Below are 14,439 nucleotides of genomic sequence, written 5' to 3'. Positions count from 1 at the left end.
GGGAGGCGCACACGCGTTCCCGGGGGCCCCGTGCGTAGACTCGGGAGACGTCCCCACCTCGCTCACGACCCCGGAAGGCGGCGCGCATGGCTGTTCTCGAGACCATCGGCGGTCCTCGCGATCTCGATCGCCTGACCGCGGCCGAGCTCGAGACGCTGGCGCAGGAGATCCGCGACTTCCTCGTGCGCGAGGTCTCGAAGACCGGCGGCCACCTGGGGCCGAACCTCGGCGTCGTCGAGACGACCATCGCGATCCACCGGGTCTTCGACTCGCCGCACGACGCGATCGTGTTCGACACCGGCCACCAGTCCTACGTCCACAAGCTGCTCACCGGTCGCCAGGACTTCTCGAAGCTCCGGCAGCGCGGCGGCCTCGCCGGCTACCCGCAGCGGAGGGAGTCGCCGCACGACATCGTCGAGAGCTCGCACGCCTCCAGCTCGCTGTCCTGGGCGGACGGCATCTCCCGCGCCTTCACGATGACCGGCCAGACCGACCGCCACGTCGTCGCGGTCGTGGGCGACGGCGCCCTCACCGGCGGCATGACCTGGGAGGCGCTGAACAACATCAGCGACGACAACTCCCGCGGGCTGGTCATCGTGGTCAACGACAACGGGCGCTCCTACGCCCCGACCATCGGCGGCATGGCCCGCTTCCTCAACGGCGTCCGCACGCGGCCGACCTACCGCACGATGCACCGCGGCTCCCGGGCCGTCTCGGAGCGGCTGGGCGGCCCCGCCGCCGCCGTCTACCGCGGCGTGCGCGGCGGGCTCCACGGCTTCCTCAGCCGCTTCATCAACAACGAGGCGCTCTACTCCAACCTCGACATCAAGTACCTGGGGCCGATCGACGGACACGACCTGACGGCGATGGAGGAGGCCCTCCAGCAGGCGAAGGACTACGGCCAGCCGGTCATCGTCCACGCGATCACCCAGAAGGGCAAGGGCTTCGGTCCGGCCGTGCACGACCTCGCCGACCAGTTCCACGCCGTCGGGCAGATCGACCCCGAGACGGGCGAGCCGCTGAGCGCGGCCGGGGCCCGATCGTGGACCTCGGTGTTCGCCGAGGAGATCGTCACCCTGGCCGACCAGGACCCGACGATCGTCGGCATCACGGCCGCCATGCTCCGGCCCGTCGGTCTCGACCGCCTCGCGGAGAAGTACCCGGAGCGCGTCTTCGACGTCGGCATCGCGGAGCAGCACGCCGTGACCTCGGCCGCCGGTCTCGCCTTCGGCGGGCTGCATCCGGTCGTCGCGCTGTACGCCACCTTCGTGAACCGCGCCTTCGACCAGGTCTTGATGGACGTCGCACTGCACCGCGCGGGCGTCACCTTCGTACTGGACCGCGCCGGCGTCACCGGGCCCGACGGTCCGAGCCACCACGGCATGTGGGATCTGGCGATCCTGCAGGTCGTCCCGAACATCCGCCTCGCCGCTCCGCGCGACTCCGTGCGTCTGCGCGAGGAGCTGCGCGAGGCCGTGGGCGTCACCGACGCGCCGACCGTGGTGCGCTTCTCGAAGGGGAGCGTCGGCGACGAGATCGACGCCGTCGAGCGCCTCGGCGACGGAGTCGACGTGCTCGCCCGCGCCGAGCGCAAGGACGTGCTGCTGGTCACGGTCGGGCCGATGGCCGCGATGGGTCTCGAGGTCGCTCAGCGGCTCGCGGCCCAGGGCATCGGAGCCACCGTCGTCGACCCCCGCTGGGTCGTGCCCGTGCCCACCAGCATCATCGAGCTCGCCCGCGAACACCGCATCGTCGTCTCGATCGAGGACGGGGTGCGCGTCGGCGGGATCGGCACGCGCATCCGCCAGGACCTGCGCGAGGCCGGCGTGGACACCGCGGTGACAGAGCTCGGGCTGCCCGACCAGTTCCTCGACCACGCGAAGCGCGAGGAGATCCTCGAGGACGTCGGGCTCACTCCCCAGCACATCGCCCGCGACGTCGTCGCGCAGGTGCTGGGCAGCAAGATCCCGGTCGCCCGTCCGCTCCCGGACGAGGTCGAGGCCCGGGACGACGCCCGCAGCGACTGATCGTCCGTCGGGACCCGTCCCGCAGGCGACGCGCGGAAGGGGCGCCGGATCAGATCCGGCGCCCCTTCCGCGTCACTGCACTCCGCGTCAGTCGACGCCGCGGATCGCGGGGTGGTGGAACGTGTCCCCGAACGCCCGCTCGCTCGCACCGACCCGGTCGAGGTAGGGCGTGAGCCCGCCCATCTGGAACGGGTAGCCCGCGCCGAGGATCAGGCAGAGGTCGATGTCCTCGGCGGCGTGCACGACGTCGTCGTCCAGCATCCGCTTGACTTCGTCCGCGAGACCCGTCTCGACGCGCAGCCGCAGCTGCTCGGCCGTCATCGGCTCCGTGCCGCCGGCGACGATCGCGACCGCGCGCTTGTCGACGCCCTTCACCCGCCCCTTCGCGTCGCGCTCGAAGACGTGGCCGAGCTCGGCGAGGCGGTGCAGGTTGGGGCTGTCGAAGAAGCGGTCGGGGAACGCGGCGTGGTGGGTGTCGAGCACGTGCGCGCCGACCTTGAGGCCCACCAGCTCGAGCAGCTCGAACGGGGTCATCGGCAGGCCGAACGGAGCCAGCGACTGCTCGACGATCTCGAAGGGAGTGCCCGTGTCGACCGCGTGCATCGCCTCGCCCAGGACCTTCGCCAGCACGCGGTTCACCACGAAGCCCGGGGTGTCGCGCGTGATGACGGCGTTCTTCTTGAGCTTCGCGGCGGTGACCATCGCCGTCGAGAGGGTCTCGTCGTCGGTGTGCGGCGTCCGGACCACTTCGATCAGCGGCATGACCGCGACCGGGTTGAAGAAGTGGAAGCCGACGAGGCGCTCGGGGTGCTCCAGCCGCTCGCCGATGCGCTCGACGGAGAGGGACGAGGTGTTGGTCGCGAGCACCGCCGTGGGCGAGACGTAGCGCTCGATGTCGGCGAACACGTCCTGCTTCACCGACAGCTCCTCGAAGACCGCCTCGATCACCCAGTCGGCGTCGGCGAAGTCGGAGCGGTCGGTCGTGCCGGTGATCAGCGCGCGGAGGCGGTTCGCGTCGTCGGGGGAGACGCGTCCCTTCGCCAGCAGCGCGTCTATCTCGGCGCGGATGCCCGCGACGCCCTTGTCGACCCGCTCCTGGTCGAGGTCGGTGATGACCACCGGCACCTGGAGGCGGCGGACGAAGAGCAGCGCGAACTGCGAGGCCATGAGGCCCGCGCCGACCACCCCGACCTTGGTGACGGGCTTGGCCAGCGCCCTGTCGGGCGCTCCCGCAGGACGCTTGGCGCGCTTCTGCACCAGATCGAACGCGTAGATGCTCGCGCGGAACTGGTCGCCCGAGATCAGGTCGGCCAGCGCCTCGTCCTCGGCGGCGAAGCCCTCCTCGCGCGTGGTGTTCTTCGCGGCCTTGAGCAGCTCCAGCGCGCGGTACGGAGACGCCGCGACCGTGCCGATCCGCGACTCCAGCTGCTTGCGCGCGATCGAGATCGCGACGTCCCACTTGACCAGCCGCTCCAGCTTGCCGGGCGCGTTCGGCCGCTCCACCTTCACGAAGCCGCCGATCACGCCGTCGGCCCAGCGGAGCGAGTCCTCGAGGAAGGCGGCGGGCGGGAAGATCGCGTCGGCGATGCCGAGGTCGAACACCTCCTGGCCCTTGAGCGTGCGGTTGTTCTTCAGCGGGTTCTCGACGACGACCTTGAGGGCGTTCTCGATGCCGATCAGGTTCGGCAGGAGCCACGCGCCGCCCCAGCCGGGGATGATGCCGAGGAAGACCTCGGGGAGCCCGAGCGCGGGGATGGAGGAGTCGACGGTGCGGTAGTCGGCGTTCAGGCCGATCTCGGTGCCGCCGCCCAGGGCGAGGCCGTTGATGAAGGCGAAGGACGGCACGCCCAGCTCGGCCAGCATCCCCAGCGTGCGGTGGCCCAGGCGCGCCAGCTGGCGGCCGAGCTCACGGCTCGGGATGGCCCCGACCTTGCTGAGGTCGGCTCCCGCGGCGAGGATGAACGGCTTGCCGGTGATGCCGACCGCCTGGATCTCGCCGCGCGAGGCGCGCTCCTTCTGCGTGAGGAGGACGTCCGCCAGCGCGAAGAGCGACGCCGGCCCGAAGGTGTTGGGGCGGGTGTGGTCGCGGTCGTTGTCGAGCGTGATCAGGGCGAGCGTGCGGCCGCTGGGCAGCGGCACGTCGCGGACGTAGGAGTGGGTGACGACCTCGCCCTCGGCGAGGTCCACGAGGTTCTCGAATCCGTCGAGCATGGGTCAGCGTCCCTTCCGTCGTCCGCGCTTGCCGTCGTAGTGCGGGTTCTCCCAGATCACCGTGCCGCCCTGGCCGAGGCCGACGCAGAGGGCCGTCACGCCGTAGCGGACCTCGGGGTGCGACTCGAACTGCCGGGCCAGCTGGATCATCAGCCGGACCCCGGAGGAGGCGAGCGGGTGGCCGATCGCGATCGCTCCGCCGTACTCGTTGACGCGCGGGTCGTCGTCGTCGAGGCCGAAGTGGTCGAGGAAGGAGAGCACCTGCACGGCGAACGCCTCGTTGAGCTCGAAGAGCCCGATGTCCTCGATGGTCAGGCCCGCCTTGCGGAGCGCCTTCTCGGTCGAGGGGACCGGGCCGATGCCCATGATCTCGGGCTCGACGCCGGCGTACGCGAAGCTCACCATCCGCATCTTCGCGGACAGGCCCAGCTCCTGTGCGGCCTCGGCGCTGGCCAGGAGCGACACCGTCGCTCCGTCGTTGAGCCCGGAGGAGTTGCCCGCGGTCACCCGGCCGTGGGGGCGGAACGGGGTCCGCAGGCCCGCGAGGCCCTCGAGGGTCGTCTCGGGGCGCGGTGCCTCATCGGCGGTCGCGAGGCCCCAGCCCGCGGCGCTGCGCGTGGCGACGGGGACGAGGTCCGGCTGGATGCTGCCGGCGGCGTACGCGGCGGCGAGCTTCTGCTGGCTCCGCAGGGCGTAGTGGTCGGCGCGCTCCTTCGTCAGGTGCGGGAAGCGGTCGTGGATCCGCTCCGCCGTGCGGCCCATGTTGAGCGCGTCCTCGCCGACGAGGCGCTCGGAGAGGAAGCGCGGGTTGGGGTCGGCGCCGAAGCCCATCGGGTGCCGGCCCATGTGCTCCACGCCGCCGGCGAGGACCACGTCGTAGGCGCCGAACGCGATGCCGCCCGCGGTCGCGGTGACCGAGGTCATCGCTCCGGCGCACATGCGGTCGATGGCGAAGCCGGGCACCGACTTCGGCAGCCCTGCGAGCAGCGCCGCCGTGCGGCCGAGGGTCAGGCCCTGGTCGCCCTGCTGGGTGGTGGCGGCGATCGCCACCTCGTCCACCCGCTCCTTCGGCAGCGCGCCGTTGCGCTCCAGCAGACCGATCATCGCCTTGACGACGAGGTCGTCGGCTCGGGTCTGCCAGTACATGCCCTTCTCGCCGGCACGCCCGAACGGAGTACGGACTCCGTCGACGAACACGACTTCGGATCTCTCGGCCACAATGCCCCCCAGGAACTCACGGTCGCCGTCGATCGTAGGAACCGGCACCGCGCAGCCGGAATCCTTTGCCGCTTCCTACGAAGGGGTTTCGGTGCCCTCGGCCGGCGCTTGGGCCGCTTCGACAAACGCGGTGGCGATCGAGCCCGATGTGGCCTCGACCTGCCAGGCGCGGGCGCCGGCGCGGGTGAGCTCCGCGGCGACCGACTCCGCGGTCAGCGGCTCGGGCGGGTTCCAGGCCACCCGGCGCAGCAGCTCCGGCGTGAGCAGGTTCTCGACCGGGAGCGAGAGCAGCTCCGCGATCTCGGTGACCACGGCGCGTCCCGCCTTCAGACGGGCGTCGGCGGCCGGGTTGCGATCGCCCCACGCGCGCGGAGGGGGGAGCGTGTCGGCGGCCGGGCGGGTCGGGCTCGGCAGGTCCTCGGTCGTCGTCCCGCGCTCGATCGCGGCCCACCAGCGCTCGACCTCACCGCGGCTGGCGCGGCCGGTGAAGTCGCGGCGGCCCGAGAGCTGGCCGATGCTGGTTGGGATGTTGCGGGCGACCGCGATGATCGAGGAGTCGGGGATCAGGCGGCCGGGAGCGATGTCGCGCTCGCGGGCGAACGCGTCCCGGGCCAGCCAGAGCTCGCGCGCCACGGCGAGGGGGCGCGGGCCGCGGAGCGAGTGCATGCCGGAGAGGCGGCGCCACGGGTCCGGCGGGACCGCCTTCGGAGCGCGCGCGAGCGTCGCCTCGAACTCCTCGCGGGCGATGCGCGTCTTCCGCGCGGCGATGAGCATCTCCTCCATGCGGTCGCGGAGGTCGACGAGGAGCTCCACGTCCTTCGCGGCGTAGACGAGCCAGCTCTGGGGGAGGGGGCGGGTCGACCAGTCGGCGGCCGAGTGCTCCTTGGCCAGGTGGATGCCGAGGAGGTCCTCGACGACGGCGCCGAGGCCCACCTTGGGCAGTCCGAGGAGCCGGGCGGCGAGCTCGGTGTCGAAGATCCGCACCGGGTCCAGGCCCACCTCGCGCAGGCAGGCGAGATCCTGGCTGGCGGCGTGGAGGACCCACTCCTCCTGGCCGATGACCGCCTGCAGGGCGTCCATCCGGCCGATGGCGGGGGGATCGAAGAGGAACGCGCCGGCGCCGCGCCGGTAGACCTGGATCAGGTACGCGCGCTGCGAGTAGGTGAAGCCCGAGGCGCGCTCGGCGTCGACGGCGACGGGGCCCTCGCCGGCGGCGAGGGCGTCGACCGCGGCGAGGAACTCGTCGGGCGTGGAGAGGACACGGTAATCAGTCACGGTTGTTCCGTCGGAAGGCGAGCGGGGTCACACTGTCGCTCGATACGGGCGGGAGACCCGCGAGCATGCACAACAGCTCCCCCCACCCTTCCACGTGAGCGGCGAGCTGCGCATCATCCGGGCTCCAGGAGGCGCGGATCTCGATCTGCGCACCGTCCCCCTGAGCGGCCAGCTCGCCGAAACCGGTGGAGAGCACCTTGGTGGCCGTGCCGGACGCGGCGGAATAGGAGGCGCCCCGCGCCCCGAGGGCGTCGATGAGCCAGGACCAGGCGACCTCGGCGAGGAACGGATCGGTGCCGATCTCGACCTCGAGCGGGGCCTGGGCGAAGCAGACGACACGGAAGGGGCCGCCCCACTGCTCGGGCTCCTCGGGGTCGTAGAGCAGGATGAAGCGCCCCGTGCCCAGCTCGGAGTCGCGTCCGTGCGCGTGCGGCGCGACGTCGCCCGACAGGGCGAGGGCCCAGGGCGCGAGACCCGACGGCGAGGCGATCTCGGACACGGTGAGCTCGGCGCGCGTGGCAGCGGCGCGGATCGACTCCGTCGCGACCCGGAACTCCTCGGGGAGCTGGGACGACGCTGGGAATTCGGGCACGGTCGCAGACTAGGGTTCCGACGCGCCCGGGACGCGGAGGCACGCCGGGTGGGCGGCTCTCAGCGCGTGCGGCTCCAGCGGGCGTAGACGGCTCCGGAATCGTCCGCGGCCAGGAGCGTCAGGGCGTAGGCGTCGTCGACGACGGCCGTGCCCGTTGCGACCGGGAGGCCCGGCAGGACGACGCGCGGCGAGGTGGTGAGGCACAGCTCGTCGACCCGGCCCGAGGCGAGGAACTGGCCCGAGAGCGAGGCGCCGCCCTCGCAGACGACGCGGTGCAGGCCGAGCCCGGCGAGAGCCTCCAGGAGCTCGTCGACGCCGATCCGCTCCGAGGAGGACGGGACCGGGACGACCTCGACGCCGGCGGGGAGCCCCTCCACCGCGCCGCGCGACTCCGGCACCAGCAGCAGGACCCGGGAGCCCTCCTGCAGCTCCAGGCGGTGCCCGGCGAGATCGCCCGAGGCGGAGACCACGGCGAGCGGGACCCGCCGGGGGACGCGGTAGCCCTCGGCGCGGACGCTCGCGGCTCCGACGAGGACGACGTCGGCCTGCTCGCGGACGACCCCGAGGATCGTGCGGTCGACGCGGTTGGTGAGCGTCTCGCTGGTGCCGTCGGAGCCGGTGCTGGAGCCGGTGACGCTCGCGATCATGTTCAGGCGCACGCGCACCGCCTCGTCGGGACGCCAGGCGTCCGCGACCGCCGCTCGCGCGCCCTCCTCGCCGATCACGATCGGCGGACCCGCGGGGACGAGCGGCCGGAGGATCATGCGGCCAGGTGCGCGCGGACCTGCCGCTTGGTGCGGCCGAGCAGCGCGGTCATGCCGCGCAGGCGCAGCGGCGAGACCGCCTCCGAGAGGCCGATGGTCTGCGGGAAGTCGTCGGGGACGGCGAGCACCTGCTCGGGGGTGAGCCCGGCCAGGCCCTGCGCCAGGATCGACGCGAAGCCGCGCGTCGTGGGCGCCTCGCGGGGAGCAGTGGCGTGCAGGTGCACGATCCCGCCCTCCACATCGACGACGATGAAGACGGGCGCCTGGCACTCCTCCACGCGCTCGAAGAGGTCCGGGTGGTCGCGGTAGCGCTCGGGCAGGTCGGGGAGCTCGTTCGAGAACTCGAGCAGGAGCTGCAGGCGCTCCGGCTTCTCGAGGGCGAGGAACTCCTCGCGGATGTCGCGCAGAGCGTCGGGGAGCGTGGTGTCGGTCATCCGGTCCAGTGTCTCATCGGGGGAGGGGCGGCGGGCGGTCGCAGCGGAGGCCGGGAGCCCGGATGCGGCCCGTCGACGGGCGGATCGGCGCTCCCGGCCTCCGCCGTGACGCGTCAGCGGGCCGCGGGGGCCTCGCCGGGCTCGGCGCCCTGCACGATCGGGACGCGGACGGCGCTGCCCCACTCGGTCCAGGAGCCGTCGTAGTTGCGGACGCCCTCGAAGCCGAGGAGGTGGGTCAGCACGAACCAGGTGTGGGCGGAGCGCTCGCCGATCCGGCAGTAGGCGATGACGGAGTCGCCGTCCTTCAGCCCCGCGCCCTCGCGGTAGATGCCGTTCAGCTCGTCGAGGGGGCGGAAGGTGCCGTCCTCGGCGGCGGCCCTGCCCCACGGCACGTTCTGCGCGCTCGGGATGTGACCGGCGCGCAGGGCGCCCTCCTCCGGGTAGGCCGGCGCCGTGGTGCGCTGCCCGGTGAACTCCTCCGGGGAGCGGACGTCGATCAGCGGGTTGCCGAAGTGCGCGAGGACGTCGTCCTTGAAGGCGCGGATCTCGGCGTCGCTGCGTTCGACGACGGGGTACTCGGCGGGCTCCGGGGAGGAGGCGTCGGTGGTCGTCGGGCGGCCCTCCGCGAGCCACTTGTCGCGGCCGCCGTCGAGCAGACGGACGTCCTCGTGACCGAAGAGGGTGAAGACCCAGAGCGCGTAGGCGGCCCACCAGTTGTTCTTGTCGCCGTAGACGACGACGGTGGTGTCGCGGGCGATGCCCTTGCCGCCGACGAGCGCGGCGAACGCGGCGCCGTCGATGTAGTCGCGCTGCACCGGGTCGTTGAGGTCGGTGTGCCAGTCGATCTTGACGGAGCCGGGGATGTGGCCGGTCTCGTAGAGCAGGACGTCCTCGTCGGACTCGACGACGACGAGACCGGGAGTGCCGAGGCGCTGCTCGAGCCAGTCGGCGCTGACGAGCCGTTCGGGGTGCGCGTAGGAGGCGAACTTCGGCGACGGATCGGTTTCGACGGACAAGGAGGACCTCCAGGATGGTGCGCGGAGCGCGGGCGTGATTCCACGGCGGGCTACGCTGGAGCCCGCCCTTCAGCGACAGTACGCGTCCGCGGACGACGCCGCACGGAGGGCGCCGTAAGAGTTCGACACAGAACCGCGGCGGCTCCGTGCCCGGTGCGGCCGCCGCCACTGAGCGCACTGACCCCCGCCGTGCGCAGGATGCGAGACGCGAGTGAGCCCCGACGACGTCCGATCGACGAGCAGCCTGACCGCCCGCTCGCCCCAGATCAGCGGGCACGAGATCGCGTCGACGCTGGTGCCCCCGCGCCAGTTCGAGGGCGCCACCTTCGAGAGCTACCGTCCCGACCCGGAGTACCCCTCGCAGGCCGACGCGGTGGAGGCTCTCCGCGCGTTCGCCGCCGGCGGCGGATCCAAGGGAGGCGGAGGCGGCTTCCTGGGCTTCGGCCGGAAGAAGGCCCCCGCGGTCAAGCCGGGCGTGTACCTCGACGGCGGCTTCGGCGTCGGCAAGACCCACCTGCTCGCGGCGATCTGGCACGCGGTGCCGGGCCGCACCTACTTCGGGACGTTCATCGAGTACACCGCGCTCGTCGGCGCGCTCGGCTACGCGGCGACCGTCTCGCTCCTCAAGGGCTCGGCGCTGCTGTGCATCGACGAGTTCGAGCTGGACGACCCGGGCGACACGATGCTGATGACGCGGCTCCTCGGCGAGCTGGTCGCCTCCGGGACCCGCATCGCCGCGACCTCGAACACCCCGCCCAACGCGCTGGGCGAGGGGCGCTTCGCCGCAGCGGACTTCCTCCGCGAGATCCAGTCGATGGCCGCCCACTTCGAGACGATGCGGATCGACGGCACCGACTACCGGCGCCGCGACATCGAGGGCCACGCCGTGGTGCGCACCGACGAGGAGATCGACGCTCTCGTCGCGGCCGCCCCCGCCGGCTCCGTCGTCACCGACGACCCGTTCGCGGAGGCCGTGCACCACCTGGGCACCGTGCACCCCTCCCGCTACATCAAGGTGATCGACGGCGTCGACACCATCGTGCTCCGGGGCGTCACCGCTCTGACCGACCAGACCGACGCCCTGCGCCTCGTGGCCTTCATCGACCGGGTCTACGACGCGCAGATCCCGGTCCTCGCCTCCGGGACGCCCCTCGACGAGGTCTTCGGCGGCGACATGCTGAGCGGCGGCTACCGCAAGAAGTACCTGCGCTCGATGTCGCGGCTCATCGCGCTCACCTCGATGGCGCCCCGCTCCTAGGGGCGGATCCGCTCTCCTCCCGGCGTTCCCGGGCTCGTCGTCGTGCCGTCCGCCAGCGCGCCGTAACGCGCTTTTTACACAGGGGCCTCGGCCGTAACCTCCGCGAAACGCGGTGCCTCACGGGACGAAACCTCGCGCCACCAGACTGTCGGCTACCCGAGGTGACCCGACACCCGCGTGTCTCCAGGCCGTGCTCCGACGCAGCGTCCTCGCTCCGGGCTTTTCTCTGCACACTCACGAGAGGTTCAACAATGGATCAAGGCAATACCGCGTTCCTGCTCATCGCAGCCGCGCTGGTCCTGCTCATGACCCCCGGGCTCGCCTTCTTCTACGGCGGCCTGGTGCGTGCGAAGAGCGTCATCAGCATGATGATGCTCAGCTTCGGAGCCATGGGCCTCATCGGGGTCCTCTGGGTCCTGTACGGCTACGCGATCGCGTTCGGCAACGGCCCGTCCGGCCCCGCAGGGACCGACACCTTCGTCGGCATCGACGGCGTCCTCGGCATCGACACCGCCCAGATCGGCCTGCAGGGCATCTACAACGACGCGCTCGGCGAGCAGACGTCGGCCTTCCCGACGCTGGCCTTCGCCGCGTTCCAGGCGACGTTCGCGATCATCACCGTCGCGCTCATCTCCGGCGCCATCGCGGACCGCGCGAAGTTCGGCGCCTGGATGGTCTTCGCCGGCGTCTGGGCCACCGTCGTCTACTTCCCGGTCGCCTCGTGGGTCTTCAACTTCACCCTCGGCGACGACGCCACCGTCGTCGACGGCGGCTGGATCGCCTACGGCGTCGGCGCGATCGACTTCGCGGGCGGCACCGCCGTCCACATCAACGCCGGAGCGGCGGCCCTCGCCCTCGCCCTGGTGCTCGGCAAGCGCGTCAACTTCACCAAGGGCGCGCACCAGCCGCACAACCCGCCGTTCGTGCTCCTGGGCGCCGGACTGCTGTGGTTCGGCTGGTTCGGCTTCAACGCCGGCTCCGAGCTCGCCGCCGACGGCATCGCGGCCGTCGCCTTCCTCAACACCATCGCCGCTCCGGCCGCCGCGATCCTCGGCTGGCTCGTCGTCGAGAAGATCAAGGACGGCAAGCCCACCTCGATCGGCGCCGCCTCGGGCGCGGTCGCGGGCCTCGTCGCGATCACCCCGGCGTGCGCCAGCCTGTCGCCGTTCTGGGCGATCGTCCTGGGAGTCATCACCGGAGCCGTCTGCGCCCTGGCGATCGACCTCAAGTACCGCCTCGGCTACGACGACTCGCTCGACGTGGTCGGCGTGCACCTGGTCGGCGGCCTCATCGGAACGCTCTACATCGGCTTCTTCGGCACCGGCGTGGGCCTGTTCCTCACCGGCGACGCGAGCCAGCTCGGCAAGCAGGCCCTCGCGGCCTTCACCGTCCTCGCCTACTCCTTCGTCATGACGCTCCTCATCGGCTGGATCATCCAGAAGACGATGGGCTTCCGCGTGAAGAACGAGGACGAGATCGCCGGCATCGACACGGCCATCCACGGCGAGGCGGGCTACGTCCTGGCGGACTGACCCCCTCCTCCGCAGCACCCGACGGGGTGCCGGCTCTCCGGAGCCGGCACCCCGTCGGCGCGTCCGGGCCGGGCGACCGCCGGGCGCGCCCCCGCGGGCGGGCGGCTGAGAATCCGGGCTAGGGTTCCGGGGTGCCCTCCTCGCGCTCGGTCGTGTCCCTGCTCCTCCGACTCCTCGGCCGCGCGGTCGCCCCGCGGCCGGACGCCGGGCCCCGCCCGCAGCGCCCGTACCTGAGCACGACGGCGCCGACCCCGGGCGCGAGCGGAGTGGGCCGCACCGTCGAGGTCGACCCGTCGCGGCTCCGCGGGGTCCGCCTGGGCTACGCGCCCACGCCCGACGGCGACCCGGACCCGGGCGAGGTCGTCTGGACCTGGGTGCCGTACGAGGAGGACGACGGCCGCGGCAAGGACCGCCCGGTGCTCGTGCTCGCGGTCGAGAAGTCGGGGACGGTGCTCGCCGTGCGGCTGAGCTCGAAGGAGCACTCCGACTACCTGGCGGTCGGCGCCGGCGGCTGGGACCCGGACGGGCGGCCCAGCTGGGTCGACCCGGAGCGCGTGTTCCGCGTGCACCCCGCCGGGATGCGCCGCGAAGGAGCAGCTCTGGAGCGCGCTCGGTACGACGCCGTCGCCCGGGTGCTCTCGGCGCGGTACGGCTGGCACTGAGCGCTCGACGTCGTCGAGCGGCCACGAGAGGTCGCCGCTGAGCGCCTCAGGGGAGATCCCTGCCCGTCGAACGAGAGCCGTGCTCCTCGGAGGAGGCGTCAGACCGGGTCGATCGGCACGAAGCCCGCGTACTTCGCGGCGCGGCCGTCCCCGGAGGACGTGCCCGTGAGCCTCCGCTGCACCCACGGCGCGACGTGCTGCCGGTAGTACTGCACGGTTCCGCCGCGCCGGAGTGCGGCCTCGGGAGCGTCGGGCAGCGCGGCGGGCGGTGTGAGCCCGAGCGCCCGCAGGACCCGGTCGGCCACCCGCCGGTGTCCCCGCGGGCCGAGGTGCAGGCGGTCCTCCGACCACAGCTCCGGATCGGCGAAAGCGGGGTCGTGCCAGTTGTCGGCGACGACCACGTCGGTCCGGTGGCTCGTCCGGCGCAAGACGGCGTCGGTCAGCGCGTCCCCGCGGCGGCGGATGAGAGAGCCGAGCGGGAGCCGCGGAGACGGGTCGGCGCCGGCCAGGGCGATCAGCAGGACGCCCTGCTCGTCGCAGCGCGCGAGGACGCGGAGGTAGGCGTCGGCGATCCGCTCGATGTCGGCGCGCGGGCGCAGCATGTCGTTGCCGCCTCCGTTGAAGGAGAGGTGGGTCGGGCCCAGGGCGAGCGCGGGCTCGAGCTGCTCGGCGAGGATCGGCGCGATGAGCCGGCCCCGGATCGCGAGATTGGCGTACTCGATCCGCTCGCCCGTGGCCGCCGCCCATCCCGCGGCCGTCAGATCGGCCCAGCCGCGCGGGGTGCCGTCCGGCCGCTCGTCGCCGACGCCCTCGGTGAAGGAATCGCCGATCGCGACGTAGCGGACGGCCGTCATCGGCGGGTTCCGGAGGTGCGCATCGTGGCACTGTACCGCTCCGCGGCCGGGCTCAGGCGCGGCGCCTCAGCGGGGTGACAGGTGCCGAGCGGACGCTGCTGGGGCGGTCCGGCGTCGCGGCGCCCGGCGCTGCGGCGAGCAGCTCCTCCTCGGGCCGGGTGCCGGGCCGGTGCTCGCGCTCGGGACGCGGGGCGGCCCGGAACCAGGCGGCCAGCGCGGAGGACCGGCGGTGCCTCCGGTGGTCGCGGTCCAGCTCGGCGGTGCCCCGGTAGCCGGAGCCCCGGGCGATGCGGTCGAGGCCGCCGAGAGCGACGGGGGTGCTCGTCATCAGGACGGCGGCCAGCTCGAGTCGGCGGAGGGCGAGGTGCTCGTCGAGGCCGAGCCCGTAGCAGCGGCGGAACCGCAGCCGCAGCAGCAGGGCGGGCATCCGCAGCTCGGCGGCGAGGTGGTGGACGGTGAAGCGCCGATCGAGGTAGCGCTCGTTGACGAGGGCGGCCGCCGCGATGGCGACGACGTCGAGCGGCCGCCCTCGTCAACGAGCGCTACCTCGATCGGCGCTTCACCGTCCACCACCTCGCCGCCGAGCTGCGGATGCC

General features: G+C 72.7%; 13 protein-coding genes. 4 read left to right on the top strand and 9 right to left on the bottom strand.

From position 1 onward, the window contains the following. Nucleotides 1-86 precede the first annotated feature (86 nt). On the top strand, nt 87-2,027 hold the full coding sequence (gene dxs / locus C5C95_RS14810) for a 1-deoxy-D-xylulose-5-phosphate synthase (RefSeq protein WP_104297811.1): 1,941 nt from the start codon (nt 87-89) through the stop codon (nt 2,025-2,027). Nucleotides 2,028-2,114: 87 nt separating this feature from the next. Here the strand turns inward: dxs and C5C95_RS14805 are convergent, their stop codons facing one another. From C5C95_RS14805 to C5C95_RS14775, 7 genes are all read right to left on the bottom strand, one after another. Next, complete coding sequence (locus C5C95_RS14805; RefSeq protein WP_104324740.1) at nt 2,115-4,238, bottom strand: 3-hydroxyacyl-CoA dehydrogenase NAD-binding domain-containing protein; 2,124 nt, start codon at nt 4,236-4,238, stop codon at nt 2,115-2,117. A 3-nt stretch (nt 4,239-4,241) separates the two neighbouring features. Next, on the bottom strand, nt 4,242-5,456 hold the full coding sequence (locus C5C95_RS14800; RefSeq protein WP_104324739.1) for a thiolase family protein: 1,215 nt from the start codon (nt 5,454-5,456) through the stop codon (nt 4,242-4,244). Nucleotides 5,457-5,531: 75 nt separating this feature from the next. Beyond that, entirely contained in the window at nt 5,532-6,731 is a 1,200-nt protein-coding gene (locus C5C95_RS14795; RefSeq protein WP_104222092.1) for a ribonuclease D, read from the bottom strand. Next, nucleotides 6,724-7,323 carry a DUF3000 domain-containing protein gene (locus C5C95_RS14790; protein ID WP_104324738.1) on the bottom strand — a complete coding sequence of 200 codons (600 nt, stop codon included), beginning with the start codon at nt 7,321-7,323 and terminating at the stop codon, nt 6,724-6,726. Before C5C95_RS14790 ends, C5C95_RS14795 begins: the two co-directional genes overlap by 8 nt. 59 nt (nt 7,324-7,382) lie before the next feature. Next, complete coding sequence (locus tag C5C95_RS14785) at nt 7,383-8,087, bottom strand: dihydrofolate reductase family protein (RefSeq protein ID WP_104222088.1); 705 nt, start codon at nt 8,085-8,087, stop codon at nt 7,383-7,385. Continuing rightward, on the bottom strand, nt 8,084-8,521 hold the full coding sequence (locus C5C95_RS14780) for a SufE family protein (protein WP_104222086.1): 438 nt from the start codon (nt 8,519-8,521) through the stop codon (nt 8,084-8,086). Before C5C95_RS14780 ends, C5C95_RS14785 begins: the two co-directional genes overlap by 4 nt. Nucleotides 8,522-8,634: 113 nt before the next feature. Then, nucleotides 8,635-9,537, bottom strand: a complete 903-nt coding sequence (locus C5C95_RS14775; protein WP_104232576.1) for a sulfurtransferase — start codon at nt 9,535-9,537, stop codon at nt 8,635-8,637. Between the two features lie 211 nt (nt 9,538-9,748). On the opposite strand from C5C95_RS14775, the gene zapE reads away from it, so the two are divergent. From zapE to C5C95_RS14760, 3 genes are all read left to right on the top strand, one after another. Next, a complete protein-coding gene (gene zapE, locus C5C95_RS14770; protein ID WP_104225238.1) occupies nt 9,749-10,795 on the top strand; it encodes a cell division protein ZapE in 1,047 nt (348 codons plus the stop codon). Between the two features lie 251 nt (nt 10,796-11,046). Further along, nucleotides 11,047-12,327, top strand: coding sequence for an ammonium transporter (locus tag C5C95_RS14765; RefSeq protein ID WP_104225239.1), 1,281 nt, complete (start codon nt 11,047-11,049; stop codon nt 12,325-12,327). A 131-nt stretch (nt 12,328-12,458) separates the two neighbouring features. Continuing rightward, nucleotides 12,459-12,989: a type II toxin-antitoxin system PemK/MazF family toxin gene (locus C5C95_RS14760; protein WP_219813777.1), complete on the top strand. Its 531-nt coding sequence runs from the start codon at nt 12,459-12,461 to the stop codon at nt 12,987-12,989. Nucleotides 12,990-13,087: 98 nt separating this feature from the next. Here the strand turns inward: C5C95_RS14760 and C5C95_RS14755 are convergent, their stop codons facing one another. Then, nucleotides 13,088-13,843: an SGNH/GDSL hydrolase family protein gene (locus C5C95_RS14755; RefSeq protein ID WP_104324737.1), complete on the bottom strand. Its 756-nt coding sequence runs from the start codon at nt 13,841-13,843 to the stop codon at nt 13,088-13,090. Nucleotides 13,844-13,895: 52 nt separating this feature from the next. After that, the gene (locus tag C5C95_RS14750) at nt 13,896-14,270 is read right to left on the bottom strand and encodes a hypothetical protein (RefSeq protein ID WP_104324736.1); all 375 of its coding nucleotides are present in this window, start codon (nt 14,268-14,270) and stop codon (nt 13,896-13,898) included. Between the last annotated feature and the right edge of the window lie 169 nt (nt 14,271-14,439).

Origin of the sequence: Rathayibacter sp. AY1B7, assembly GCF_002932735.1 — a bacterium.
Classification (GTDB): domain Bacteria; phylum Actinomycetota; class Actinomycetes; order Actinomycetales; family Microbacteriaceae; genus Rathayibacter.
Note: the sequence above shows the minus strand (reverse complement) of the source record. Positions and strands in the feature narration are given on the sequence as shown.

Bases quoted from the DNA above. Each gene is read 5' to 3' on its own strand.
- dxs (WP_104297811.1), top strand. From the start codon at position 87: ATGGCTGTTCTCGAGACCATCGGCGGTCCTCGCGATCTCGATCGCCTG.
- C5C95_RS14805 (WP_104324740.1), bottom strand. From the start codon at position 4,238: ATGCTCGACGGATTCGAGAACCTCGTGGACCTCGCCGAGGGCGAGGTC.
- C5C95_RS14785 (WP_104222088.1), bottom strand. From the start codon at position 8,087: ATGATCCTCCGGCCGCTCGTCCCCGCGGGTCCGCCGATCGTGATCGGC.
- C5C95_RS14780 (WP_104222086.1), bottom strand. From the start codon at position 8,521: ATGACCGACACCACGCTCCCCGACGCTCTGCGCGACATCCGCGAGGAG.
- C5C95_RS14765 (WP_104225239.1), top strand. From the start codon at position 11,047: ATGGATCAAGGCAATACCGCGTTCCTGCTCATCGCAGCCGCGCTGGTC.
- C5C95_RS14755 (WP_104324737.1), bottom strand. From the start codon at position 13,843: ATGACGGCCGTCCGCTACGTCGCGATCGGCGATTCCTTCACCGAGGGC.
- C5C95_RS14750 (WP_104324736.1), bottom strand. From the start codon at position 14,270: ATGCCCGCCCTGCTGCTGCGGCTGCGGTTCCGCCGCTGCTACGGGCTC.